Genomic DNA, 22,887 nt, shown 5'->3' with positions numbered 1-22,887 from the left:
GCGGCGTCCCGGGGCGACATCGGCGCCGCCGGATGGGACAATAGCGCGCCCGCCGCCCCCTGGCCCGGCCCCGGACGCCCGTGTCCAGGCCGCCGGCCCGCGTCGCGGGCGCCTCCGCCCGCCCGCTTCCCAATACTGCCCCGAACCCATGACGACGCCCAGCCGCCGCGATCTCGCGAACGCCATCCGATTCCTTGCCATCGACGCGGTCCAGGCCGCCAACTCCGGCCACCCCGGCATGCCGATGGGCATGGCCGATATCGCCGAGGTGCTGTGGAACGACTTCTACAGCCACAACCCCGGCAATCCGAAGTGGTCCAACCGCGACCGCTTCGTGCTCTCCAACGGCCATGGCTCGATGCTGCAGTACGCGCTGCTGCACCTGGCCGGTTACGACCTGCCGATCGAGGAGCTGAAGAACTTCCGCCAGCTCGGCAGCCGCACTCCGGGCCATCCGGAGAACTTCGTCACCGAGGGCATCGAGACCACCACCGGTCCGCTCGGCCAGGGCATCGCCAACGCGGTCGGCATGGCGCTGGCCGAGAAGCTGCTGGCGCAGCGCTTCAACCGCCCCGGTTTCGACGTCGTCGACCACCGCACCTGGGTGTTCCTCGGCGACGGCTGCCTGATGGAAGGCATCAGCCACGAGGTTGCCTCGCTGGCCGGCACCTGGGGGCTGAACAAGCTGGTCGCGTTCTGGGACGACAACCACATCAGCATCGACGGCAATACCGACGGCTGGTTCACCGACGACACCCCGGCGCGTTTCGAGGCCTACGGCTGGAACGTGATCCGCGGCGTCGACGGCCACGATGCCGCCGCGATCAAGGCGGCGATCGAGGCGGCGCTGGCCTCGACCGGCAAGCCGACCCTGATCTGCTGCCGCACCACGATCGGCTTCGGTTCGCCGAACAAGGCCGGCAAGGAGTCCAGCCATGGCGCCGCGCTCGGCGTCGACGAGGTCCAGGCGACCCGCGAGGCGCTGGGCTGGAACCACGATGCCTTCGCGATTCCGCAGGCGATCGGCCAGGCCTGGAATGCGCATGCGGCCGGCCAGGCCCGCGAGAACGACTGGAACGCGCTGTTCGCCGCCTATGCCGAGGCGCATCCGCAAGCCGCCGCCGAGTTCCAGCGCCGCATGCGCGCCGAACTGCCGTCCGACTTCCTCGCCCAGGCCGACGCCTGGATCGCGAAGCTGCAGGCCGAGGGCCCGGTGGTCGCCTCGCGCAAGGCTTCGCAGATGGCGATCGAGGCGTTCGCGCCGCTGCTGCCGGAGCTGGTCGGCGGCTCGGCCGACCTGGCCCATTCCAACCTGACCCTGTGGAAGGGCAGCAAGTCGGTCGCCAGCGATGACGCCGACGCCAACTACGTGTACTACGGCGTGCGCGAGTTCGGCATGACCGCGATCAGCAACGGTCTGAATCTGCACGGTGGCTTCATTCCCTACGACGCCACCTTCCTGGTGTTCAGCGACTACGCCCGCAACGCGGTGCGGATGAGCGCGCTGATGGGCGCGCACGCGATCCACGTCTACACCCATGATTCGATCGGTCTGGGCGAGGACGGCCCGACCCACCAGCCGGTCGAGCACCTGGCCTCGCTGCGCTACATCCCCGACAACGACGTCTGGCGCCCGTGCGACGCGGTCGAGTCGGCGGTTTCGTGGAAGGCGGCGATCGTCCGCACCGATGGCCCGAGCTGCCTGGTGTTCTCGCGCCAGAACCTCGACCACCAGCCGCGCAGCGATGCGCAGTTGGCCGACATCGCGCGCGGCGGTTACGTACTGAAGGAAGCGACACTGAAGGACCCCGCCGGCGCGCCGCAGCTGATCCTGATCGCGACCGGCTCCGAGGTCGGCCTGGCGATGCAGGCGGCCGAGCGGCTCGGCGACGGCGTGCGCGTGGTGTCGATGCCCTCGACCGACGTGTTCGAGCGCCAGGATGCGGCCTACAAGGAGACGGTGCTGCCGAAGGCCTGCCGCAAGCGGGTCGCGATCGAGGCCGGGGTGTCCGACTTCTGGCGCAAGTACGTCGGCCTGGACGGTGCCGTGGTCGGTATCGACACCTTTGGCGCGTCGGCGCCGATCAAGCCGCTGATGCAGCAGTTCGGCTTCACCGTCGACAACGTGGTCGAGGTCGCGAAGTCGCTGGGCTGAGTCGCCCTGTCATCGCTCCGGAAAGATGGCGCCTTCGGGCGCCATCTTCGTTTCCATCCCTGCCGTCGCCGCCGCTCACCCCCGGTGGCCAAGCTACCTGGAAGGGGCGGATTCGCGCGCGCCTGAACTTCCTGCGACGTTCGCGGTCCCTTCAGCATCATTGTCATGGAGCCTGGCGGGCCGGTTCATGCCGGGGCCGTTCATGCCCTTCTGGGCCCGGCGCGGTTCCGGCCGTAGCATGGGCCTTGGCGGCGCGCGCTGTAGCGACCGCGCGTGGCAGTGGTCAGGAACAAGGAGAGGAAGGGAAGACAAGATGGGGCCGTTTCCGCCAATACCCGCTGATCCGTTTCGGTGCGCCGCATCGCGCTGCGTGCTTCCTGGCTGCCGGGGAGACGGCGCTTGATCGAGCTGTCCGGAATCCATCGCCGCTACGACATGAACGGCCAATCGGTGCACGCGCTGGCGGGTATCGACCTGACCATTGGTGCGGGTGCCTACGTGGCCCTGACCGGTCCGTCGGGCTCGGGCAAGTCCAGCCTGCTCAATATTCTGGGCTGCCTCGACCGGCCCGACGCCGGTTGCTACCGCATCGACGGCCAGGACGTCGCCGGGCTGGACGACGAGGCCACCAGCGACATCCGCAATCGCCGCATCGGCTTCGTGTTCCAGAGTTTCCACCTGCTGCCGCGATTGACCGTGCTGGAGAACGTGCTGTTGCCGCTGCGGTTCTGCCGGGTGCCGCCGGAGCGGTCGCAGGAGCATGCGCTGCACCTGCTCGAGCGGGTCGGGTTGGCCGGCCGCCGCGACCATCGGCCCAATGAGCTGTCGGGCGGGCAGATGCAGCGCGCCGCGATCGCCCGCGCGCTGTTGATGCGGCCGACCGTGCTGCTGGCCGACGAGCCGACCGGCAATCTGGACTCCAGGTCCGCCGCGGACGTGCTCGCGCTGATCGACGAGGTCCATGGCGACGGGCAGACCGTGGTGATGGTGACCCACGACAACGACATTGCCGCGCGCGCGCCGCGCGAAGTCCGTCTGCGCGACGGCCTGATCGAGTACGACCATGCGCGCTGACATCCGCCTCCGCATCGTGACGCTGCTGGCGGTGGTGCTGTGCTGCCCATGGCCCGCGGCCGCGGTGGTGCTGACCGGCGAGGTCCAGGCCGTCGATGCGCAGGGGGTGTTCACGCCGCCGTCGAACAGCTCGCCGGTGGTGCTGCGCTACTACGCGCCGGAAGGCGCCCGGGTCGAGAAGGGACAGGTGGTGCTGCGCATCGATGCGGGGCAGTCCGCGACCCAGGTGCGCGATCTGAGCGCGCAGATCCAGCAGGCCGAGGCCAAGGTCGCCAAGGAGATCGCCGAACTGGAGGTCAAGCGCGTCGACGCCGAGCTCGCCCTGGTCGCCGCCGAGGCGGCGCTGGAAAAGGCGCGCATCGACGCGAAGCTGCCGCGCGAGCTGATCTCCGGGCTGGATCACGACCGCTACCAGGGCGAGTTGAAGCGCGCCTCGCGGGAAACCGCGCTCAAGCGCGAGGAACTGGAGGAGGCGCGCGCAGCGGTGACCCGCCGTCGCGAGGACGGCACGTTGGAAATCCGGCAACTGGCGATGCGGCGTGACTACCATGCCGGCCAGGTCGCCACCGCCGAGGTGCGGGCCGACCGCGACGGTGTGCTGGTCCACGGCTTCGACCCGCGCAGCGGAACCCGTTTCGACGAGGGCTCGACGTCCTGGCCCGGCAACAAGGTCGGCGAGATCGTCAGCGACGGCGGGCGCCAGAGGGTGCGCGCCTGGGCGCTGGAGCCGGACCGGGTCGGGCTGGCGGTCGGCCAGTCGGTGGACCTGCGTTTCGACGCGTTGCCCGAGCAGGCCGGCGAAGGCCGGATCGCGCATATTTCCGGCGTGCCCGAGGCCAGGCAGGAGTGGGGAGAGGGCCGCTACTTCGCCATCGATATCGATTTCGCCGAGGCCGCGCCGGTCGACGCGCTGCTGCCGGGCATGAGCGTCCGGGTGGTGCCGCGGGACGGCGGGGAATCGTCCGGAGGTGGCCGATGACACGGACCGGCATGCTCCCGGTGTCGGCCGCGCTGGTCCTGGCGGCCCTGTTCTGCGTGGCCGCTCCGGCGGATCTGGTCGCCGCCCCGATCCGCATGGACGGGGAGGTCTACGCGCGCAGCACCACGCCGTTGATGCCGCCGTCGGTGGACAACATGTGGCAGTACAACATCACCCAACTGGCGCCGGACGGCACGCGGGTGACGCAGGGCCAACCGGTGCTGGCCTTCGACGGTGCCGAGCTGAGCAAGCGGCTGGTCTCGAAGCAGAGCGAACTCAACGAGAAGCAGACCCGTCTCGACACCCTGGTGCTCGATCACGCCGAGCGCCAGCGCAACCAGCAGGTGAGCACGGCCGAAGCGCGCGCGAACCGGGAGAAGGCGCAGCGCAAGACCGAGCAACCAGAGGCGCTCATCGCCGGGGTCCAGTACCGCAAGTTGGTGATCGAGCGCGAGGCGGCGGAGCGCAAGGAGGCCCTGGCGCGCGAACGCGAGCGGCTGGCGGCGGAACAGCGGCACCAGGAGATGCGTGTGCTGACCGCCGAGGTCGAGCGTCTGCAGGCGGAGATCGCGCAGCTGCGGCAGGACATCGGGTCGCTGCAACTGGTCGCCCCGCGCGATGGCCTGATGATGCACAGGAGCAGCTGGAACGGCGAGAAATTCGATGTCGGCTCGCAGGTCTGGCGCGGCCAGGCCGTGGCCGAGATCCCGGATGGCAACACCCTGGCGGTCCGGGCGACGCTGCCCGAGCGCGACCTCCTGCACGTCGCCAATGGCACGCGCGTGCGGGTGATGATCGAAGGCGGCGCCGGCAGCACCCTGGGCGGCCGGGTGGTCGGCGTCGGCCGAGCGGTGCGCAGCAAGTCGCGCCTGCAGCCGGTACCGGTGATCGATCTGGACATCACCCTCGACACCGTGCCCGCGGGTCTCAAGCCCGGTCAGGTGGTGCGGGTCGAGCTGGCGACGGACGCCGGCGGGCGGGGGCGCGTCGCCCAGGAGGCCGGCTCATGAGACCGGTATCCATTGTCGCGCCCCTGCTGCTGTCGACCGCGCTGGTCCTGTCCGCCTGTACCGGCGATGCGCAGGGGCCGGTCGTCGAACGCGTGCAGGCCGGTCCGTTGCGGTTGCAGGTGGAGGTCGAGGGCGAGCTGAAGGCCCGCGAGGCCACGCCGTTGCTGGTGCCGGGGGCGCAATGGTCGCAACGGCAGCTGGCGTGGATGGTGGCCGACGGCAGTCACGTCGACAAGGGCGAACTGGTCGCCCGCTTCACCGCGCCCTCCGCCGAGCTGGATCTGGAACAGGCGCGCGTCGACCTGCAACGCAACGCGCTGGCGCGCATGGCCAAGCAGGCCGAGCTGGAGGCGGCGCAGGGCCGGGTGGGCGTGGACCTCTCGCAGGTCCGTACCGATCTGGGCATCGCCGAACGCTATGCCAGCGCCGATCTGTCGACGCTCTCGCGCAACGAGCTGCTGGATGCGGTCCAGGACACCGAGTTCCTGGGGGTGAAGCAGGGCGTGCTCGAATGGAAGCAGGGTCAGTCCGAGCAGCGCGGCAGTGCCGAGCTGGCGGTCCTGGACGCCCAGCGTGCGACCCATGCGCTGAACGAGAAGAACCGCCAGGGCGACCTGGATGCGCTGGAACTGCGTGCGCCGCACGCGGGAGTGTTCATGCTCACCGCCAACTGGACCGGCGAGAAGCCGGCGATCGGCAGCGCGATGTGGGCGGGCAACGAGTTCGGCAGCCTGCCCGATACCGCCGCGCTGGAGGTGGAGCTGAGCCTGCCGCAGTTGCTGGCGCAGGGACTGGCGGCCGGGCAGGCGGTCGTCGTGCACCCGCTGGGCCGGCCCGACCAGGAGGTCGTCACCGCCCTGTCCTGGGTCGCCAGCAGCGCCAAGACGGTGTCGCGCAACAACCCGGTCAAGTACGTGTCGATGAAGGCGCCGCTGGACGCGGCGTCGGTGCGTCGTTTCGGATGGGTCCCGGGGCAGCGGATGCAGGCGAGGGTGGTGATGCTGGAGGCGGAGGAGGCGATCAGCGTGCCGAACGTCGCGTTGTCCAGCCAGGATGGCCGCAGTCGCGTCGCGGTCATGGACGGCGGCGGCATCGTCCAGCGCACGGTGACGCTCGGGGTCCGCGGGCCGGCGCGGTCGCAGGTGATCGAGGGTCTGGAGGACGGTGATCGGGTGGTGCTCGCCGATACGGCCGTCGGCGGCGAGCCCGCCATCGCCGAAGACGCGCCCGCGTCGACGCCCCCGGATCCTGCCGGTGACGATGCCGGGGAGGCCTCGTGAACGCTTTGCTGCAGCGCTTGCCGTTGATCTGGCGCGAGGCCGTCGAGGAGCTGTGGCGGCGACGCCTGCGCACCCTGTTGACCCTGCTCGGACTGATCTTCGGCGTCGGTGCGATCGTCGCGATGCAGGCGGTCGGCGAGGGCAGCCGCCGCGAGGCATTGCGGATGGTCGAGAGCCTGGGGCTGCACAACCTGATCGTGGAGGCGGTGGCCCAGGACGAGCAGGCGCTGAAGGAAACCCGGGCGCGCAGCCTGGGCCTGAGCGTCGACGACGCGCGTGCCGCATTGCGGGTGGTGCCCGGCGCCGAGCGCTTCGCCGCGGAGAAGGCGGTGCGCACGCACGCGGTGTTCAGCGACGACGGCCAGAGCGACGCCCAGGCCAGCGGCGTCAGTGCCGATTATTTCTCGCTGTCGTCCTTGGAAGTGGAGCAGGGGCGCTTGTTCGACGCCGCCGACGAGGCGCGCCTGGCTGCGGTCGCGGTGCTGGGACGCCAGGCCGCGCAGGCGCTGTTCCCGGAGGGGGATGCGGTGGGTCGCCACCTGAAGGTCAACCATGTGTGGCTGGAGGTGGTCGGCGTGCTGGCCGAGCGCGACCTGGGCGAGGACCGGTTCGAAGGGGTCCAGCTCGGTCTGGAGGGCAATCGGGTCTTCATTCCGCTGCGCAGCGCGCGGGAGCGTTTCAAGTTCCAGGTCGGCGAGGACGAGATCGACCGCTTCCTGCTGCGGCTCGGCGATCCCTCGCAATTGATCGGCGGCGCCAAGGTGCTGTCGGGCGTGCTGGACCAGCGCCACGCGGGCATGCCCGACTATCGCCTGGTGGTGCCGCAGAAGCTGTTCCAGCAGCACCAGAAGACCCAGCGCATCTTCCGGGTGGTGATGGGCGCGATCGCCGGCGTCAGCCTGCTTGTCGGCGGCATCGGCATCATGAACATCATGCTGGCCAACGTGCTGGAGCGGCGCCGCGAGATCGGCCTGCTGCGCGCGTTGGGCGCGCGCCGCGGCGATGTCGTCGCCCAGTTCCTGCGCGAAGCGACGGTCATCTGCATCGCCGGGGCGCTGCTGGGCTTGTTGTTCGGTACCGGGCTGGCCTACGCGATCGCCCTGTTCGCCGGTTGGCAGGTGGCGTGGGCGCCGCTGCCGATCCTGGTCTCGGTGGCGTTCTGCGCGCTGGTGGGCCTGGGCTTTGGCGTATACCCGGCGCGTCAGGCGGCGCAACTGGATCCGATTGCCGCGTTGCGCCACGATTGACCGGTTCCCGCGGTACCGGCTCCGGATCAGCGCCCGCTGCGTCGCAGCGCCAGCGCCAGCAGCCGCGCCTGCAGCCACTGGGACAGGCCGCGCGGCCGCTCCAGTCCCATCCGTTGCAGCGGTCCGGCGGCATCCGCGGGTGCAGTGCCCGAGATCGCGCCGGAGATCGCGGCGAGCACGGTGCGCAGCTTGCCGGTGGTGCCGTCGGTGGCGGCCTTCAGCCAGGCCAGCGCGCGCACCAGACGCTGTTCGACCTCGGTGAAATCGCTGCCCAGCGGGAAGTCGGGCAGGGTGCCGTCGCGGCGCAGCGTCGCCAGCCGCTCGCGCAGCCGTTCGGGGGTGTTGTCGCGCGCATGCGCGGGCAATGCGAAATCCGCGGACAGCTTGCCGGCATCGCGCGCGCTGTCCAGCAAGGCCTGCTGGAATCGCGCATCGGCGATCGCGGCCATCGCGGCGACGCAGTCCTCGTCGGTCGCACCGCGGATGTCGGCGATGCCGTACTCGGTGATGTAGACGTCGCGCAGGTGCCGCGGGATGGTGGTGTGGCCGTAGTTCCAGACCACGTTCGAGGTCGCCCGGCGGCCGCCACGGGCCGCGCGGAACATCAGCACCGAGCGCGCGTCCGGCAGCGCGTGCGCCATCGCGACGAAGTTGTACTGGCCGCCGACGCCGGAGACCACGCGGCCGTCCTCCAGCGCGTCGGACACCGCCGCGCCCAGCGCGGTCGCCATCATGCAGCTGTTGAAGAAGCGCGCATCGCGACGCTGCAGCCGCTCCAGGGTCTCGTTGCCGCCGTACAGCTCGTTGACCGCGCTGACCGGGCGCATGCCGATGCCGCGCCGCGCATCGTCGTCCAGCTCCCGCAGCCACCGGTAGAAATCCGGCGAGCCAAGATAGAACGCTCCGTGCAGGTATTCGCCGTCGTGCCGCAGGCGTTGGCGATCGGCGTCGGACAGCCGGTCTTCGGCATCGCGCCGCATCAGTTCGACATCGTCGACGACCCGGCGCCGGATCACCCCGACCTCGACCAGGCGGCGGAAGCCTTCGTTGATCATTTCGCTGCAGCCGTACAGACCCTGCGCGAACGGCCCCAGCGCCGGGTCGTCGGCCGCGGCCGAGCCGAGCGCGCGCAGGACCCGCCGGTAGCCGGCGTTGTCGGTGTGGCGCAGCGCCAGCGCATGGCACAGCGCGTCGGCAAGCGCACCGATGCCGATCTGCAGGGTGCCGCCGTCGACGACCAGGGTGCTGGCGTGGAAACCGATCGCGTAGTCGACCTCGCCGACCGGCTGGCGCGGCAGTCCGAACAGTTTCGGATGCGGCCCCGGCGGTTCGGCGACGATGTCGAAGAAGTCGGCATCGACCGCCGCGCCGCCGCCCAGCCATGGCAGCTCCGGATCGACCTCGGCGACCAGCAGCGGGCGCGGCAGGTCGCGCGCCCGGATCGCGGCGAGGGTATCGAAGGTCAGATCGGTGTTGCACGACAGCGAGAGTCGGCTGCCGCCCGGTTCGCGCGCGACCTTCTGCACGACCACGTTGATCGCGCGGTCGGCGAGCGCGCGGGCGACGTGGGTGTAGTTGAGGCTGGCGTAGCGGCGCTGCGCCTGGCGCGCGCCCAGCATCGCGCCGGACTGCATGTAGAACTCCTCGACCTCGATGTGCGCCGGCAGCGCGTTGCGCTTGAGCGCCTGCACGTAGGCCAGGCGCGGGAAGTCCTCGCCGAAGTGGCGCTTCACGAACGGTCCGAGGAAGCGCCCTTCCAGCCCTTCGCCGCCGGCCGGCGGCGGCTCCAGCGACAGTGCGGTGTACAGATGCAGCGGCCGCTCGGGAGTGCGCTGCACGCGTGCGTACAGCGCATTGAGCAGGCGATGGGGCTTGCCCAGGCCCAGCGGCGCGCCGACCCGCAGCGGGCCTTCGGTGCGCTCCAGGATCAGCGCGGCGACGGCGTCGAGGTCGGAAAGTTCGAGTGGCGCGGAACGTGCGTCGTGGGTCGTCATCGGCCAAGCCTAGCGCCTGCGTCGGTGGCGAGGGGTGATGATGCCGCCATCGCCCCGCTCACTCCAGCACGTGCACCTCGTCGGCCAGCCGCTCGACCTCGTCGCGCTGGTGGCTGACATAGACGATCGGCAGGCGGACCTCGTCGCGCACCCGTTGCAGGTAGGGAATCAGTTCGCCGCGGCGGGCCTCGTCGAGCGCGGCCAGCGGTTCGTCCATCAGCAGCAGGTCCGGTTGCGACAGCAGCGCGCGACCCAGCGCCACGCGCTGCGCCTCGCCACCGGACAGGTTGCGGGTGCGGCGGTCGAGCAGATGGCCGATGCCTAGCAGGGCGGTGATCGCATCGAAGCCGAAGCGCGCATCGCCGTCGCGGCCATGACGGCCGTAGCGCAGGTTGTGGCGCACGTCGAGGTGCGGGAACAGGCGCGCGTCCTGGAACACATAGCCGATCCGGCGCAGGTGCGGCGGCAGGTCGATGCGCGCGGCATCGTCGAACAACACCCGTCCCTCGACCTGGATGCGACCGCGCACGGGGCGGACCAGCCCGGCGATCGCATTGAGCAGGGTGGTCTTGCCGGCGCCGGACGGCCCGAGCAGGGCGGTCACCCGCGCCTCGGATTCGATCCGTATCCGGCGCTGGAACCCGCCCCGGCGCAGCGCGACGTCGATCCGCAGGCTCATGCCTCGTCGCCTCCCTGCTGGCGGCGCACCAGCCATTCCGAGGCCAGCAGCGCGGCCAGCGAGATCGCGATCGCGACCGCCGCCAGGCGCCAGATGCCGGCCTCGCCGCCGGGGACCTGCAGCAGGCCGTAGATCGCCGAGGAGATCGTCTGGGTCTCGCCGGGAATGTTGGAAACGAAGGTGATGGTGGCGCCGAACTCGCCCAGGGCCTTGGCGAAGGCCAGCACCGCGCCGGCGACGATGCCCGGCCAGGCCAGCGGCAGGGTGATGCCGAGGAACACCCGCCACGGCGTCGCGCCCAGGGTCGCGGCGGCCTGTTCCAGGCGCCGGTCGGTGGCTTCGATCGACAACCGTATCGAGCGCACCATCAGCGGGAAGCCCATCACCGCGCAGGCCAGTGCGGCGCCGGTCCAGCGGAACGCCAAAGTCACGCCCAGGTACTCGTGCAGCCAGCCGCCGATCGCCCCGCGGGTGCCGAAGCCGACCAGCAGCGCGTAGCCGAGCACCACCGGCGGCAGCACCAGCGGCAGGTGTACCAGCGCATCGAGCAGGGCCTTGCCGGGAAAGCGCTTGCGCGCCAACAACCAGCCGATCGCGATGCCGGGCGGCAGGCTGCACAGCGCCGCCGCGGTGGCGACCTTCAGGCTCAGCGCGATCGCGGTCAGCTCCTCGGGAGTGAAGGCGATGGTGGCGGTCGCGGTCATCCGTCAGTCCCGCGCGCGCAGCTCGAAGCCATGGCGCCGGAAGATCGCCGCGGCCGCCGGCGAGGCCAGCCAGTCGACGAAGGCGCGGCCGTCCTCGCGGCGCGGCCCGTCGAGGGCCGCGGCCGGGTAGACGATCGGCGGGTGACTGCCGGCGGGGAAGGCCGCGACCACCCGTACCCGCGGCTCGGCGATCGCGTCGGTGCGATAGACGATGCCCAATGGCGTTTCGCCGCGGGCGACCAGCATCAGTGCCGCGCGCACATTGTCGGACTCGGCCAGGCGCGGGGCCAGCGACGACCACGCCCCGAGGTGTTCGAGCGCGGCGCGTGCGTACTTGCCGGCCGGCACGCTGCGGGTCTGGCCGATCGCCAGCCGGCCGTTGCCGAGTGCCCGTTCCAGAGTGCCGGGTACGGCGAGGTCGACCGTCGCGGTCGCCGGACCCGCCGGCGCGACCAGCACCAGGCGGTTGCCGAGCAGTTCGTCGCGATCGCTCGCTCGAACCCGCCCGCGCGACTGCAGGTAGTCCATCCAGTCCAGGTCGGCGGACACGAACACGTGGGCCGGTGCGCCGTTGTCGATCTGGCGGGCCAGTGCCGAGCTGGCCGCATACGACACCCGCACCGGCACGCCGCGCTCGCTTGAGTAGGTGGCGGCGGCTTCGTCCATCGCCTCCTTGAGGCTGGCGGCGGCGAACACCGTCAGCGGCGGCGCCGCGCGCGCCAGGGTGGCGCTCAACAGCGGCGCGGTCAGCAGGAGCATGGCCAGCGCGACGGTGGCGAGCGCGACCGGGAAGCGTCGCATCGCGGTGGCGGGCGACGGCAGAACGGGATTCGGTCCGGTTTCGATCAAGTCCGCGATGCCAGGAGGCGGGCCAGCTGCGAGCCTGCCAGCATTGCGGCCACGAGCACAACCGCCGCGATGAGCTCGCGTGCCGGATCAGTCCAGTGAAGCCGGGATATCGCCCTGCACCGGCGTGCAGAGGTAGCGCCGACCGTTGGGCCGGCTGGGCGGCAGCCGGCCGCCGCGGATGTTCACCTGCAGCGAGGGATACAGCAGGACAGGGGCGGGCAGCTGCGCATCGCGCGCGTGGCGGCGTTGCACGAACTCCTCGCGAGTGGTGTCGCCACTCAGCATCACGTTGTCGCGCTTGCTTTCGGACACGGTCACGCTGCAGCGGCGCTCACGTCCGGCCGGTGGGTAATCGTGGCAGAGCCACAGCACGGTCTCGTCAGCTAGCGCGTACAGGCGCTGGATGCTGGCGTACAAGGTGTCGGCATCGCCGCCGGGGAAGTCGCAGCGGGCTGCGCCCACGTCGGGCGCGAACAGGGTGTCTCCGATGAAGACATGGCCTTCGATGGCGTAGCTGAGGCTGTCCGAGGTATGTCCCGGCGTCGCCATCGCCTCGAAGCGCAGCGTACCCGCATCGATGATGTCGCCATCCCGGAAGGTGGCGTCGAAGGCGTCGGCAAGCATGGGGTCGCCGGGGGGGATGTCGAACACGTCGGCGAAGTGCGCCTGTACCTTGCCGATGCCCGCGCCGATGCCGACCACGGCGCCGGTCGCCGCGCGCAATACCCGTGCCGAGGTCAGGTGGTCGGCGTGCGCATGGGTCTCCAGGATGCGATGCACCGTCAGTCCCGTGCCGGCGATGTAGTCCTGAACCGCTTGCAGGCTTTCGGTGCCGACCCGCCCGGACTTGGGGTCGTAGTCCAGTACCGGGTCGATCACCGCCGCATCGGTGCCGCGATGGACCACGTAGGTCCAGGTGCCGGTGCCGGCGTGGAAGAAGGGCTCGATGTGCAGGGTCGGCGCGGGCATGGTCTCACTCGCACGGCGGCTCGGCGCCGCAATAGATGCTGTGCAGGGTTCCGATGATGCGTTCGGCGGGGCCTGGCGCCAGCATGTAATAGATGGTCTGCGCTTCGCGCCGGGTGGCGACCAGTCCGTCCTCGCGCAGCACCGCCAGGTGTTGCGACAAGGCCGACTGGCTCAGCGCGACGTGTGCGTTGAGCTCGCTCACCGAACGCTCGCCTTCCACCAGCAGGCACAGCAGCATCAGCCGCTTCTCGTTGGCCAGCGCCTTCAGCAGCCGCGCCGCGTCATGGGCGTGCGCGCGCATTGCCTGCGGGTCGATGCTGGAAAGAGGTGGAGCGGAACGGGTCGCGGGCATGGGCTTACCGTACCACCAGCGGCAGTCCGGCCTCGCTCCAGGCGACGACGCCGCCGGCAATGGAGCGCACATCGGCGAATCCCAGCCGCTGCAGGTTGACGGCCGACAGCGCGGCCCGCCCTCCCGTCCTGCAGACCACGACCACCGGCCGTTGCTTGTGCGACAGGGCGGGGTCGCTGACGTTGGCCACCGCCGGATGGGCGTCGACCTGGAACTCCAGCACGCCACGCGGGATGTTGATCGCGCCGGGGATGTGGCCGGTCTCGAATTCGGCCGGCTCACGGACGTCGATCAGGACCTCATCGCCACGGTCGGCGGCGAACGCCGACGGCGCCACCTCGCGGATCCTGGCGCGCGCCTCGCCGACCAGTTCGGAGGCGGTGATGTACGTGCTCATGCTGTGTCCTCAAATATCAGTTGACACTAATATAAGAGATATCTAATATTAAGTCCAGCGTCCGCCCCCGCGTGCGGGCGGGATGGGTGAAGCGATGTCCAGGATTGTGGTGATGGGTGCGGGTCTGGGTGGAATGAGCGCCGCCTATGAGCTGCGTGAGACGCTTGGCAAGGGACACCAGATCACGCTGGTGGGACAGGGCGAACTGTTCGGCTTCACCCCGTCCAATCCGTGGCTGGCCGTGGGCTGGCGCAAGCCCGAGGACATCACCCTGAAGGTGGCCGACCATGTCGGCAGGCACGGGGTGGTTTTCGACGGCAACGGCGTGGAGCGCATCGACGCCGAAGGCGACGCCGTGATCACGGGCGCCGGCGAGCGTATCCCCTACGACTACCTGATAGTCTGCACCGGCCCGAAACTGGCCTTCGACGAAGTCCTGGGCACCGGCCCCGACGCGGGCCATACGCAGTCGGTGTGCACCACCGCGCACGCACAGCATGCGTGGCAGGCCTACCAGGCGTTCCTGGAAAACCCCGGTCCGGTGGTGATCGGTGCGGTGCAGGGCGCCAGTTGCTTCGGCCCGGCCTACGAATTCGCGATGATCGTCGATGCCGACCTGCGCAAGCGCAAGCTGCGCGACAAGGTGCCGATGACCTTCGTATCCAGCGAACCCTACGTCGGCCACATGGGCCTGGGCGGCGTTGGCGATTCCAAGGGGTTGATGGAGTCGGAGCTGCGTCAGCGCCACATCAAATGGCTGGTCAACAGCAAGGTGGCCGAGGTGCGCGACGGGGAAATGACGGTGGTCGAGCACGACGCCGGCGGCCAACCCGGCGAAGCGCATGCACTGCCGTTCAGGTTCGCGATGCTGCTGCCGGCGTTCAAGGGCGTGGACGCGGTTGCCGCGGTCGAAGGGCTGTGCAATCCGCGCGGCTTCGTGATTGTCGACAGTCACCAGCGCAGCCCGAAGTACCCGAAGATCTTCTCGGCCGGGGTGTGCGTGGCGATCCCGCCGGTGGAAGTCACGCCGGTGCCGACCGGCGCGCCGAAGACCGGCTTCATGATCGAGTCGATGGTCACCACCATCGTGCGCAACATCCATGCCGAACTGAACGGCCAGACGCCGGACTACGAAGGCACCTGGAATGCGGTCTGTCTGGCCGACATGGGCGACACCGGCGCGGCCTTCGTTGCGCTGCCGCAGATTCCGCCGCGCAACGTGACCTGGACCAAGGTCGGCAAGTGGGTGCACCTGGCCAAGATCGGTTTCGAGAAGTACTTCCTGCACAAGATGCGCAACGGCACCTCCGAGCCGATCTACGAGAAATACATTCTCGGCGCGCTCGGCATCGAGCGGTTGAAGGACGTCAAGCGCAAACCGTCGGCATGAGCCGGCTCAACAAGATTCCCCTTCCGGAGACAATGCGATGAACCTCGATCGTGCCGTGATCGCCTTCGCTGGCGTGATGATCCTGATCAGTGTGCTGTTGGTGCACTTCGTCTCGCCATGGTGGCTGCTGTTCACTGCCTTCATTGGACTGAACCTGTTGCAGGCCAGCTTCAGCGGCTTCTGTCCTGCTGCGCTGGTATTCAGGGCACTGGGCGTCAAGGGAGGCGGCTGTGCGTTCAAGTAAGGCCCTGCTGCCATCGCTGTTGGCGTTGGCGTTGGCCGCCTGCGGTGGCCAACAGACGGCGGACTTGCCGCCGCTGGCCGACGTGCCGACCTTCGAGGTCGTTGCGGGCACCGGCCTGTCCGGCCACGGCTGGGACGGCGTGGTCGAGGCGGTGCGTCGTGCCGACCTGAGCGCGCAGACCGCAGGCCGGGTGGCGGAGATGCGGGTCGACGTAAACGACCGGGTGCGGCAGGGCGACGTGCTGCTGCGCATCACCGCGGTCGAACAGGACGCCGGCGCGAGCGCCGCCCGGGCACAGCTGCGTGCGACCGAGGCCGCGGCGGCCGAAGCCGAACAGACCTGGCGCCGCTATGCCGCGCTGGCCGACGGACAATATGTGTCGAAGCTGCAGCTCGACCAGGCGCGTTCCGCTCGCGACGCGGCGGTCGCCGCCCGGGATGCCGCCCGTGCCAACCTGGCACAGGCCGCGCAACAGGCCGGCTACACCGTGGTGCGCGCGCCCTTTGCCGGGGTGGTCGCCACGCGCGACGTGGAGCCGGGCGAAACCGTCGTCCCGGGGCAGCCGCTGGTCAGCGTGTACGAGCCGCGCGAACTGAGGATCGAGGTCGCGGTACCGCAGACCCGCGCCGATGCGATCCGTCGCGACCCGCAGGCTACGGTCGTGCTGCCCGGCGGACGCGAGGTGGAGCCGGCCGAGGTGATCGTGTTCCCGGCCGCGGACTCGACCAGCCATAGTGTCAACGTGCGTGTACGCCTGCCCGATCTCGATCCTGCGCCCGCGCCGGGCAGCACCGCGAAAGTGCGGTTCGACGCGGATACGGAAGCGGGCGACGGGGCCGCGCCGCTGCGCATTCCCGTCTCGGCGGTGGCGCAACGCGGCGAACTGAGCGGCGCGTACGTGAAGCAGGGCGATCGCTTGTTGCTGCGCCAGTTGCGGCTGGGCGCGCGCATCGGCGACCAGGTCGAGGTGATCAGCGGCTTGCAGGCCGGCGACAGGGTCGCCCGCGATCCGGTGGCGGCGATGCAGGCGCTGGCGGCGCAGCGCAGGGCGACGGAAGCTACACATGAGTGAGTCTAGGCAATCCGCGCGGCTCGGTGTATCCGGGCGGCTGGCGGCCGCGTTCCAGCAGAACCCCATGACCCCGGTCCTGGCGGTGATGGGCCTGCTGTTGGGCTTGCTGGCGGTGATGATCACCCCGCGCGAGGAAGAACCGCAGATCGACGTGACCATGGCCAACGTCTTCGTCCCGTTCGATGGCGCCGGCGCGCGTGACGTCGAACAGATGGTCGCCACGCCGCTGGAGCAGAAGCTCTCCGAGATCGAAGGCATCAAGCATGTGTACTCGATCAGCCGGCCGGGCCTGGCCGTGCTGACGGTGGAATACGAGGTCGGCGTGCAGCGCCAGCCGGCGCTGGTGCGCCTGTACAACCAGGTGTTCTCCAACCAGGACTGGCTGCCGCAGGGCGTCGGCGTGGGCGTGCCGGTGGTCAAGCCCAAGGGCATCGACGACGTTCCGGTGATGGCGGTGACCCTGTGGAGCGACGATCCCGATGTCGATGCGACGCGGCTGGCGGAGGTCGCGCACACGCTGGAGAGCGATCTCAAGCGCATCTCCGGGACTCGTGACATCTACACCATAGGCGCTCCCGAGCGCGCCGTGCTGGTGACCCTCGACGCCACGAAGCTGGCCGCCTACGATCTTTCGCCCGGCGAGCTGGCGCAGGCGCTGCAGGCGGCGAACGTGGTGCGCCAGGCCGGCGAGCGCGTGGCCGCCGACGCTGCGGTACCGGTGACCGCCGGACGGTTCCTGGCATCGGCCGAGGAGGTGGCCTCGCTGGTGATCGGCAGCAATGGCGGCAAGCCGCTGCTGCTGTCCGATGTGGCCACGGTGCAGTCGCGTGGCGATCTGGCCAGCCGCTACGCCTGGTTCGGTGCGCCGGCCGGCCGCGGTTCCGGCCCGGAGGCCGGAATCGCGCCAGCGGTGACGATCGCCATCGCCAAGAAGCCTGGCAGCAATGCCTCGGACATCACCCGCGCGGTCGCGCTGCGCCTCGACCAGCTCAGGGGCGAGCTCATCCCCGACGGCATCCACGCCACGGTCACCCGCGACTACGGCAGTACCGCCGCCGACAAGGCGCTGAAGTTGATCCAGAAGCTGGTGTTCGCCACCGCATCGGTGGTGTTGCTGGTGCTGTTCGCGCTGGGATGGCGCGAGGCCATCGTGGTCGGCAGTGCGGTGGTGCTGACCCTGGCGGTCACCCTGTTCGCCTCGCATGTGATGGGCTTCACCCTCAACCGCGTATCGCTGTTCGCGCTGATCTTCTCGATCGGCATCCTGGTTGACGACGCCATCGTGGTGGTCGAGAACATCCACCGCCACCTGGCGATTCCGGGCGCGGACGGCCGCAAGCGCACGCTGCGCGAGGTGATCCCGCCGGCGGTGGACGAAGTGGGCGGCCCGACCATCCTGGCCACCTTCACCGTGATCGCGGCGCTGATGCCGATGGCCTTCGTGTCCGGGCTGATGGGTCCGTACATGCGGCCGATCCCGATCAATGCCTCGGTCGGCATGCTGCTGTCGCTACTGATCGCGCTGATCGTCACCCCGTGGCTGTCGCTGAAGCTGCTTGGCCGCCACGGCCATTCCGTGGAAAGCGACCATGCGCACGAGGAACGCCAGCAGGGTTGGCTGCATCGCCTGTTCCACAAGGTGATGTCGCCGTTCCTGCTGGGCGCGCGGGCCGGGCGCAGGCGCGGCCTGTTGTTCGCCTCGATGGTGGGCCTGGTACTGCTGGCCGCGTCCCTGGCGGCGTTCGAGCTGGTGGTGCTGAAGATGCTGCCCTTCGACAACAAGTCGGAGGTGCAGATCGTGGTGGACATGCCAGAAGGCAGCACGCTGGAACAGACCAACGCGCTGCTGGGCGAGCTGGCTGCCGAGGTGGATCGGGTGCCGGAGGTACTGGACTACCAGGGCTACGCCGGCACCGCCGCACCGATCAACTTCAACGGCCTGGTGCGGCAGTATTTCCTGCGCAGCGGCAGCAATGTGGGCGACCTGCAGGTCAACCTGGTCGACAAGCACCACCGCGACCGCCAGAGCCACGAGATCGCGCGGGCGATGCGGCCGGTGCTGGCCGCGATCGGACGGCGCCATGGCGCCTCGGTGAAAGTGGTGGAAGTGCCGCCGGGCCCACCGGTGCTGGCCCCCCTGGTGGCCGAGGTCTATGGCCCGGAGTACGCGGGACAGCGCCGGATCGCGCGCGCGCTGGCCGAAGACGCGTTTGCGAAGACCGAGGGCATCGTCGACATCGATACCAGCGTGGAGGCCGACGCCCCCCGCGAAACCCTGGTGCTGGACCGCACGCGCGCCGCTCGCCTGGGCGTGGCCCAGGCAACGGTATCGGAAGCCATTGCGATTGCGGTCTCCGGCCGCGATGCCACCTACGTGCAGGACGCCAGATCGAAGTACCCGCGGCCGGTGCGACTGCGGTTGCCGGCGCGGGACCAGGCCTGGTTGCAGTCGCTGCTGGCGGTCAGGGTGCGCAGTGCGCAGGGCACGCTGGTGCCGCTGTCCGAGCTGGTGACCGTGGAGCGCGAGGATTGGGACGGCGCCATCCACCACAAGGACGGCCTGCCGGTGGCCTACGTGATGGCTGACGAGGCCGGCGCGCTCGACAGTCCGCTGTACGGCATGTTTTCCATCGTTGGCAAGCTCGGCGACGCCCGGCCCGCCGGCCAGGCGCTGGACCAGAGCTTCATCGCCCAGCCCGCCGATACCAGCGGCTATGCGATCAAGTGGGACGGCGAGTGGCAGATCACCTACGAAACCTTTCGCGACATGGGCATCGCCTATGCCGCCGGCATGGTGTTGATCTACTTGCTGGTGGTGGCGCAGTTCCGCAGCTACCTGGTGCCGCTGGTGATCATGGCGCCGATCCCGCTGACCGTGATCGGCGTCATGCCGGGCCATGCGCTGCTGCACGCGCAGTTCACCGCCACCAGCATGATTGGAATGATCGCCCTGGCCGGCATCATCGTGCGCAACTCGATCCTGCTGGTGGATTTCATCAATCAGGAGAGCGGGCGTGGGGTGCCGCTGGCCAAGGCGGTGATCGACGCCTGCGCGGTGCGCGCCAAGCCGATCGCGCTGACCGGAGTGGCGGCGATGCTGGGTGCGTTCTTCATCCTCGACGACCCGATCTTCAACGGTCTGGCGATCTCGTTGATCTTCGGCATCTTCGTCAGCACCATTCTCACGCTGGTCGTGATTCCCTTGTTGTATTACACGTTGCTGGCCCACAGGACCGACCGGGAGGCGGACGCGGCATGAGCGGAGAAGAGACCATCCGGCTGAGGCTGGAACAGGACACGCCCTATGGCTTCCGCGTCCACTTCCAGGGCGCCGGCATCCCCGAGCTGATGACCGATGAGCCGGCGCCGCTGGGCGAGGGGCGGGGGCCCAACCCCGCCGCGCTGCTGCTGGCCTCGGTGGCCAACTGCCTGGGCGCCAGCCTGCTGTTCGCATTGCGCAAGTTCAAGAACGCGCCCGGCCCGGTCGAGGTGGAAATCGAGGCGGACAAGACGCGCAACGAGGCCGGCCGCTGGCGCATCCCCAAGGCACGGGTGCGCATCCTGCTGTCCGACCGCGCCGAGTCGCTGGAACACTTCGAGCGCACCCTGGCCCAGTTCGAGCAATTCTGCCTCGTCACCCAGAGCGTACGCGATGGGGTCGAGGTCGATGTGGAGGTGGTCGATGCCGCGGGCGCGCGCTTCGTCCCCGGTCGGGCCGCCGCATGAGCGGGGGGATCATCGTTGCCTGCCCACGTTGCAACGCGCGCAATCGCGTGCCGGCCGCGCGCCTGGGCGAAGCGCCCGGTTGCGGCAAGTGCGGCGCGCCGCTGTTCGACGGTCGTCCGCTGGCGCTGGACGAAGCCGGGTTCGACGCGCACGTGCTGCGCGGCGAGCTGCCGGTGCTGGTGGATTTCTGGGCGCCCTGGTGCGGGCCGTGCCGGGCGATGGCGCCGCAGTTCGAAGCCGCCGCGGCGCAGCTGGAGCCGCAGCTGAGGCTGGCCAAGGTCGATACCCAGGCACAGCCCGGACTGGGCGGTCGCTTCGGCATCCGTAGCATCCCCACCCTGGTGCTGTTCGTCGGCGGCCGCGAGCGCGCGCGTCAGGCCGGCGCGATGGGCGCCGCCGACATCGTTCGCTGGGCCCGCCAGCACCTGCCGCAGTGAGGACGCCACGATGAAACGATTCCTGCTGGTGTCCGCCGCGCTTTGTGCCCTCGGCCTGCTGTCGGGCTGCCGGACGCAGCCGCAGATCGCCAGGCTGCCGGTGCAACCGGCGGGGCCTGTGTCCGGCGTCGACCTGCATGCGCCGCGGCCGGGCCTGTACACCGCCGGCCAGCCCGCCGAAAGCGACTGGAGGGCGATTGCCGCGCGCGGTGTGACCACAGTGATCAACCTGCGCACGCCCGCGGAGATGGACGGGCGCGACGAGGCCGCCGAGGTCGCCGCCGCCGGCATGGACTATCACGCGATCCCGGTGGCCGGCGCAGCCGGCATCGACGCGGACAATGCGGCGGCGTTGGCTGCGCTGCTGCAACGGGTCGACGGCACGGTGCTGGTGCACTGCGCGTCCGGCAACCGGGCCGGTGGGCTGGTCGCGCTGGCCGCGGCCGCAGACGGGCAGCCGGCCGAGCAGGCGCTGCGACTGGGCAGGGCGGCCGGATTGAGCGGCGCCGAGGCGCAGGTGCGCGATCAGCTCGGATTGTCGGCCGAGTAGACGGGTTCAGCCGCCCAGCGCGGCGTTGAGCACCCCGGCCAGGTGGCGTCCGCCCAGCCGCAGCTGCCGTTCGACCACCGGCAGCCAGCGTTCGCCGTAGGCCGGGTCCAGGGTGCCCTTGGGCGGATAGAAGCCGGGGCTGTTGAGGATCCTGCAGGAGGCTTCGGCCCAGGCGGCCGGGCTGCCGGGCCGGGCCGGTGCGTCCGCGGCGATCGTCGACTGGCGCAGGCGTGCGAGCCAGCCGGCCTCGCCCAGACCGGCGCTGCCGAGCAGGCCGCTGTCCCACAACGCGTGCAGGTTGCTGCCGCGGCCGTCGATGTTGATCTGGTGGGTGTTGCCGCCGCGGTCGTCGGCGCGTCCGGCGTGCAATGGCTGGTGGATGTCGCCGACGAAGTGGACGACGAACTTCAGCGCCTGCCGGCGCTTGGCGCGTGGCTGGCCGGGGTCGGCGAGGATCGCGACCTGCGCGTCGATCGCGGCGACCACGCAGTCGTCGCCGGGGCAATCGCGGGCGGTGTCGTAGTGGCAGCCGTCCTCGGCGATGTTGACGTAGTGCCAGCGCGCGCTGCGACGGCCCAGGTCGGGGTCGTTGGCGCGCAGCTCGTCGGCCCAGCTGGCGATGCCGGCCAGGCTCGGATCCGCTTCGCCGGCCAGCAGGTCCAGCGCCGCGGCGCGCGCCTGCGGGGTCATGCCGTCCCAGGCCAGGTCGGCGACCAGGCGATGGCCGAGCGGGCCCCAGGCCCGGGCGGAGGGTGACAGGGTGAGGGTGGCGGCCAGTGCGGCGGCGGTCAGGGCGGTTCGCAGGGTCATGCGCCCACTCTAGCCGACGCCGTACTTTCACCGGGTGACAGGATCTGCCGGGTGACAGGATCCGGCGTCAGGCGGTCCCGGTCAGAAGCGGACCACGTAGGCGACGCCGTAGATGAACGGATCGATGTCGACCGTGCCCAGCTCGGCGCCGTCGAGCCTGACGTCGGTGTCGATGTCGATCCAGCGCGCGTCGACGCGGATCGCGCTGCGCTCGCTGATGTCGAAGTCGATGCCGGCGTGGGCGGCCAGGCCCCAGGAATCGTCGAGCTTGAGGTCGCTGCCCGACAGCGCGCCGCGGGTGTCCTCGCTGAAGAAGGTCGTGTAGTTCACGCCCGCGCCGAGGAACGGACGGACCTTGCCGCCGCCGTTGAAGTGGTACTGCAGCGAGACCGTCGGCGGCAGGTGGCGGGTGCTGCCGACCGTGCCCAGCCCGTCGATCGCGATGTCGTGCTGGAACGGCAGCGAGGCCAGCACTTCGATGCCGAGGTTGTCGCGCAGGAAGTACTCGAAGGTGATGGTCGGGCGGACGTTGTCGTCGACCTCGACGTCGAGGGTGCCGCCGGCGAGGCTGCCGTTGTCGGACTTGGGATCGACCACGTGGGCGCCGAAGCCGAGGGTCCATTCGCCCTGGGACTGGGCCAGGGCCGGGCTGGCGAATGCGGCCAGGGCGAGGGCGAGGGTGCTGACGATCAGTGGGTTGCGCATGGGTAAGACTCCTTGTCTCGTTGTAGCCAGTGGATGGATCCAATATCCGGCTTCGGGAGTGTCGCGACTTGACCATGCTCAAATCCGTGAACGGCGATGGAAAAGCGTTCAGTCGGCGGGTCCGGCGCGCGGTCGGGGCCGACGAACGGGCGCCGGAGCCGCCGCCACGGGCGTCCCGTGGGGCCGTCGCGCGGGCTGCCGGGTCGGAGGCCGGCCCCCGGGCGCCCCACTGGGCGGGCCTGCCAGGGCGGGCCTGTTGGAGCG

The 22,887-nt window shown here is 70.2% G+C and carries 22 protein-coding genes; 13 read left to right on the top strand and 9 right to left on the bottom strand.

The annotated features are described in order from the left end of the window. Positions 1–148: 148 nt before the first annotated feature. From tkt to C9I47_RS14550, 6 genes are all read left to right on the top strand, one after another. Entirely contained in the window at positions 149–2,155 is a 2,007-nt protein-coding gene (tkt, locus tag C9I47_RS14575) for a transketolase (protein WP_111267399.1), read from the top strand. 399 nt (positions 2,156–2,554) lie between these two features. Further along, on the top strand, positions 2,555–3,229 hold the full coding sequence (locus tag C9I47_RS14570; protein ID WP_111267398.1) for an ABC transporter ATP-binding protein: 675 nt from the start codon (positions 2,555–2,557) through the stop codon (positions 3,227–3,229). After that, the gene (locus C9I47_RS14565; RefSeq protein WP_111267397.1) at positions 3,219–4,208 is read left to right on the top strand and encodes an HlyD family secretion protein; all 990 of its coding nucleotides are present in this window, start codon (positions 3,219–3,221) and stop codon (positions 4,206–4,208) included. The genes C9I47_RS14570 and C9I47_RS14565 overlap by 11 nt, the downstream gene beginning before the upstream one ends. Then, on the top strand, positions 4,205–5,218 hold the full coding sequence (locus tag C9I47_RS14560; protein WP_111267396.1) for an HlyD family secretion protein: 1,014 nt from the start codon (positions 4,205–4,207) through the stop codon (positions 5,216–5,218). The genes C9I47_RS14565 and C9I47_RS14560 overlap by 4 nt, the downstream gene beginning before the upstream one ends. Then, positions 5,215–6,498: an efflux RND transporter periplasmic adaptor subunit gene (locus C9I47_RS14555; protein WP_190238522.1), complete on the top strand. Its 1,284-nt coding sequence runs from the start codon at positions 5,215–5,217 to the stop codon at positions 6,496–6,498. The genes C9I47_RS14560 and C9I47_RS14555 overlap by 4 nt, the downstream gene beginning before the upstream one ends. Further along, positions 6,495–7,745 (top strand): ABC transporter permease, encoded by a 1,251-nt coding sequence (locus tag C9I47_RS14550; protein ID WP_111267395.1) that lies wholly within the window; start codon positions 6,495–6,497, stop codon positions 7,743–7,745. The genes C9I47_RS14555 and C9I47_RS14550 overlap by 4 nt, the downstream gene beginning before the upstream one ends. 26 nt (positions 7,746–7,771) lie before the next feature. On the opposite strand, the gene C9I47_RS14545 is transcribed toward C9I47_RS14550, so the two are convergent. The 7 genes from C9I47_RS14545 to C9I47_RS14515 form a co-directional block, all read right to left on the bottom strand. Beyond that, the gene (locus tag C9I47_RS14545) at positions 7,772–9,739 is read right to left on the bottom strand and encodes an acetyl-CoA hydrolase/transferase C-terminal domain-containing protein (protein ID WP_111267394.1); all 1,968 of its coding nucleotides are present in this window, start codon (positions 9,737–9,739) and stop codon (positions 7,772–7,774) included. Between the two features lie 58 nt (positions 9,740–9,797). After that, positions 9,798–10,418, bottom strand: a complete 621-nt coding sequence (modC, locus tag C9I47_RS14540) for a molybdenum ABC transporter ATP-binding protein (protein WP_190238521.1) — start codon at positions 10,416–10,418, stop codon at positions 9,798–9,800. Then, positions 10,415–11,122, bottom strand: coding sequence for a molybdate ABC transporter permease subunit (gene modB, locus C9I47_RS14535; RefSeq protein WP_111267392.1), 708 nt, complete (start codon positions 11,120–11,122; stop codon positions 10,415–10,417). The genes modC and modB overlap by 4 nt, the downstream gene beginning before the upstream one ends. A 3-nt stretch (positions 11,123–11,125) precedes the next feature. Continuing rightward, positions 11,126–11,923: a molybdate ABC transporter substrate-binding protein gene (modA, locus tag C9I47_RS14530; RefSeq protein WP_111268167.1), complete on the bottom strand. Its 798-nt coding sequence runs from the start codon at positions 11,921–11,923 to the stop codon at positions 11,126–11,128. Positions 11,924–12,058: 135 nt separating this feature from the next. Next, the gene (locus C9I47_RS14525) at positions 12,059–12,940 is read right to left on the bottom strand and encodes an MBL fold metallo-hydrolase (RefSeq protein ID WP_111267391.1); all 882 of its coding nucleotides are present in this window, start codon (positions 12,938–12,940) and stop codon (positions 12,059–12,061) included. Between the two features lie 4 nt (positions 12,941–12,944). Beyond that, a complete protein-coding gene (locus tag C9I47_RS14520; RefSeq protein ID WP_111267390.1) occupies positions 12,945–13,292 on the bottom strand; it encodes an ArsR/SmtB family transcription factor in 348 nt (115 codons plus the stop codon). Between the two features lie 4 nt (positions 13,293–13,296). Beyond that, positions 13,297–13,689: a rhodanese-like domain-containing protein gene (locus C9I47_RS14515; RefSeq protein WP_111267389.1), complete on the bottom strand. Its 393-nt coding sequence runs from the start codon at positions 13,687–13,689 to the stop codon at positions 13,297–13,299. A gap of 112 nt (positions 13,690–13,801) precedes the next feature. Here C9I47_RS14515 and C9I47_RS14510 point away from each other — a divergent pair, with 112 nt between their 5' ends. Genes C9I47_RS14510 through C9I47_RS14480 form a run of 7 tightly spaced genes read left to right on the top strand, consistent with a single transcriptional unit; the run spans position 13,802 to position 21,108 of the window. Next, positions 13,802–15,079 (top strand): NAD(P)/FAD-dependent oxidoreductase, encoded by a 1,278-nt coding sequence (locus C9I47_RS14510; RefSeq protein ID WP_317616522.1) that lies wholly within the window; start codon positions 13,802–13,804, stop codon positions 15,077–15,079. Between the two features lie 37 nt (positions 15,080–15,116). After that, positions 15,117–15,323, top strand: coding sequence for a YgaP family membrane protein (locus tag C9I47_RS14505; RefSeq protein ID WP_111267387.1), 207 nt, complete (start codon positions 15,117–15,119; stop codon positions 15,321–15,323). Then, positions 15,310–16,395 (top strand): efflux RND transporter periplasmic adaptor subunit, encoded by a 1,086-nt coding sequence (locus C9I47_RS14500; RefSeq protein ID WP_190238520.1) that lies wholly within the window; start codon positions 15,310–15,312, stop codon positions 16,393–16,395. The genes C9I47_RS14505 and C9I47_RS14500 overlap by 14 nt, the downstream gene beginning before the upstream one ends. After that, the gene (locus C9I47_RS14495) at positions 16,388–19,654 is read left to right on the top strand and encodes an efflux RND transporter permease subunit (protein WP_111267385.1); all 3,267 of its coding nucleotides are present in this window, start codon (positions 16,388–16,390) and stop codon (positions 19,652–19,654) included. Before C9I47_RS14500 ends, C9I47_RS14495 begins: the two co-directional genes overlap by 8 nt. Further along, positions 19,651–20,121, top strand: coding sequence for an OsmC family protein (locus C9I47_RS14490; protein WP_111267384.1), 471 nt, complete (start codon positions 19,651–19,653; stop codon positions 20,119–20,121). The genes C9I47_RS14495 and C9I47_RS14490 overlap by 4 nt, the downstream gene beginning before the upstream one ends. Continuing rightward, complete coding sequence (gene trxC, locus C9I47_RS14485; RefSeq protein WP_111267383.1) at positions 20,118–20,558, top strand: thioredoxin TrxC; 441 nt, start codon at positions 20,118–20,120, stop codon at positions 20,556–20,558. The genes C9I47_RS14490 and trxC overlap by 4 nt, the downstream gene beginning before the upstream one ends. A 10-nt stretch (positions 20,559–20,568) precedes the next feature. Continuing rightward, complete coding sequence (locus tag C9I47_RS14480) at positions 20,569–21,108, top strand: beta-lactamase hydrolase domain-containing protein (RefSeq protein ID WP_111267382.1); 540 nt, start codon at positions 20,569–20,571, stop codon at positions 21,106–21,108. A gap of 6 nt (positions 21,109–21,114) precedes the next feature. Here C9I47_RS14480 and C9I47_RS14475 read toward each other — a convergent pair whose 3' ends face one another. Both C9I47_RS14475 and C9I47_RS14470 read right to left on the bottom strand, forming a co-directional pair. Beyond that, the gene (locus tag C9I47_RS14475; protein WP_111267381.1) at positions 21,115–21,918 is read right to left on the bottom strand and encodes a S1/P1 nuclease; all 804 of its coding nucleotides are present in this window, start codon (positions 21,916–21,918) and stop codon (positions 21,115–21,117) included. Between the two features lie 81 nt (positions 21,919–21,999). Continuing rightward, entirely contained in the window at positions 22,000–22,623 is a 624-nt protein-coding gene (locus C9I47_RS14470) for an OmpW/AlkL family protein (RefSeq protein WP_111267380.1), read from the bottom strand. Positions 22,624–22,887: the final 264 nt, after the last annotated feature.

The organism is Marilutibacter maris, from assembly GCF_003233695.1.
Taxonomy (GTDB): Bacteria; Pseudomonadota; Gammaproteobacteria; order Xanthomonadales; family Xanthomonadaceae; genus Marilutibacter; species Marilutibacter maris.
Note: the sequence above shows the minus strand (reverse complement) of the source record. Positions and strands in the feature narration are given on the sequence as shown.

Bases quoted from the DNA above. Each gene is read 5' to 3' on its own strand.
- C9I47_RS14490 (WP_111267384.1), top strand. From the start codon at position 19,651: ATGAGCGGAGAAGAGACCATCCGGCTGAGGCTGGAACAGGACACGCCC.
- C9I47_RS14565 (WP_111267397.1), top strand. From the start codon at position 3,219: ATGCGCGCTGACATCCGCCTCCGCATCGTGACGCTGCTGGCGGTGGTG.
- modB (WP_111267392.1), bottom strand. From the start codon at position 11,122: ATGACCGCGACCGCCACCATCGCCTTCACTCCCGAGGAGCTGACCGCG.
- C9I47_RS14495 (WP_111267385.1), top strand. From the start codon at position 16,388: ATGAGTGAGTCTAGGCAATCCGCGCGGCTCGGTGTATCCGGGCGGCTG.
- C9I47_RS14560 (WP_111267396.1), top strand. From the start codon at position 4,205: ATGACACGGACCGGCATGCTCCCGGTGTCGGCCGCGCTGGTCCTGGCG.
- modC (WP_190238521.1), bottom strand. From the start codon at position 10,418: ATGAGCCTGCGGATCGACGTCGCGCTGCGCCGGGGCGGGTTCCAGCGC.
- C9I47_RS14520 (WP_111267390.1), bottom strand. From the start codon at position 13,292: ATGCCCGCGACCCGTTCCGCTCCACCTCTTTCCAGCATCGACCCGCAG.
- C9I47_RS14480 (WP_111267382.1), top strand. From the start codon at position 20,569: ATGAAACGATTCCTGCTGGTGTCCGCCGCGCTTTGTGCCCTCGGCCTG.
- C9I47_RS14505 (WP_111267387.1), top strand. From the start codon at position 15,117: ATGAACCTCGATCGTGCCGTGATCGCCTTCGCTGGCGTGATGATCCTG.
- C9I47_RS14470 (WP_111267380.1), bottom strand. From the start codon at position 22,623: ATGCGCAACCCACTGATCGTCAGCACCCTCGCCCTCGCCCTGGCCGCA.
- C9I47_RS14555 (WP_190238522.1), top strand. From the start codon at position 5,215: ATGAGACCGGTATCCATTGTCGCGCCCCTGCTGCTGTCGACCGCGCTG.
- trxC (WP_111267383.1), top strand. From the start codon at position 20,118: ATGAGCGGGGGGATCATCGTTGCCTGCCCACGTTGCAACGCGCGCAAT.
- modA (WP_111268167.1), bottom strand. From the start codon at position 11,923: ATGCGACGCTTCCCGGTCGCGCTCGCCACCGTCGCGCTGGCCATGCTC.
- C9I47_RS14545 (WP_111267394.1), bottom strand. From the start codon at position 9,739: ATGACGACCCACGACGCACGTTCCGCGCCACTCGAACTTTCCGACCTC.
- C9I47_RS14510 (WP_317616522.1), top strand. From the start codon at position 13,802: ATGGGTGCGGGTCTGGGTGGAATGAGCGCCGCCTATGAGCTGCGTGAG.
- tkt (WP_111267399.1), top strand. From the start codon at position 149: ATGACGACGCCCAGCCGCCGCGATCTCGCGAACGCCATCCGATTCCTT.
- C9I47_RS14525 (WP_111267391.1), bottom strand. From the start codon at position 12,940: ATGCCCGCGCCGACCCTGCACATCGAGCCCTTCTTCCACGCCGGCACC.
- C9I47_RS14475 (WP_111267381.1), bottom strand. From the start codon at position 21,918: ATGACCCTGCGAACCGCCCTGACCGCCGCCGCACTGGCCGCCACCCTC.
- C9I47_RS14515 (WP_111267389.1), bottom strand. From the start codon at position 13,689: ATGAGCACGTACATCACCGCCTCCGAACTGGTCGGCGAGGCGCGCGCC.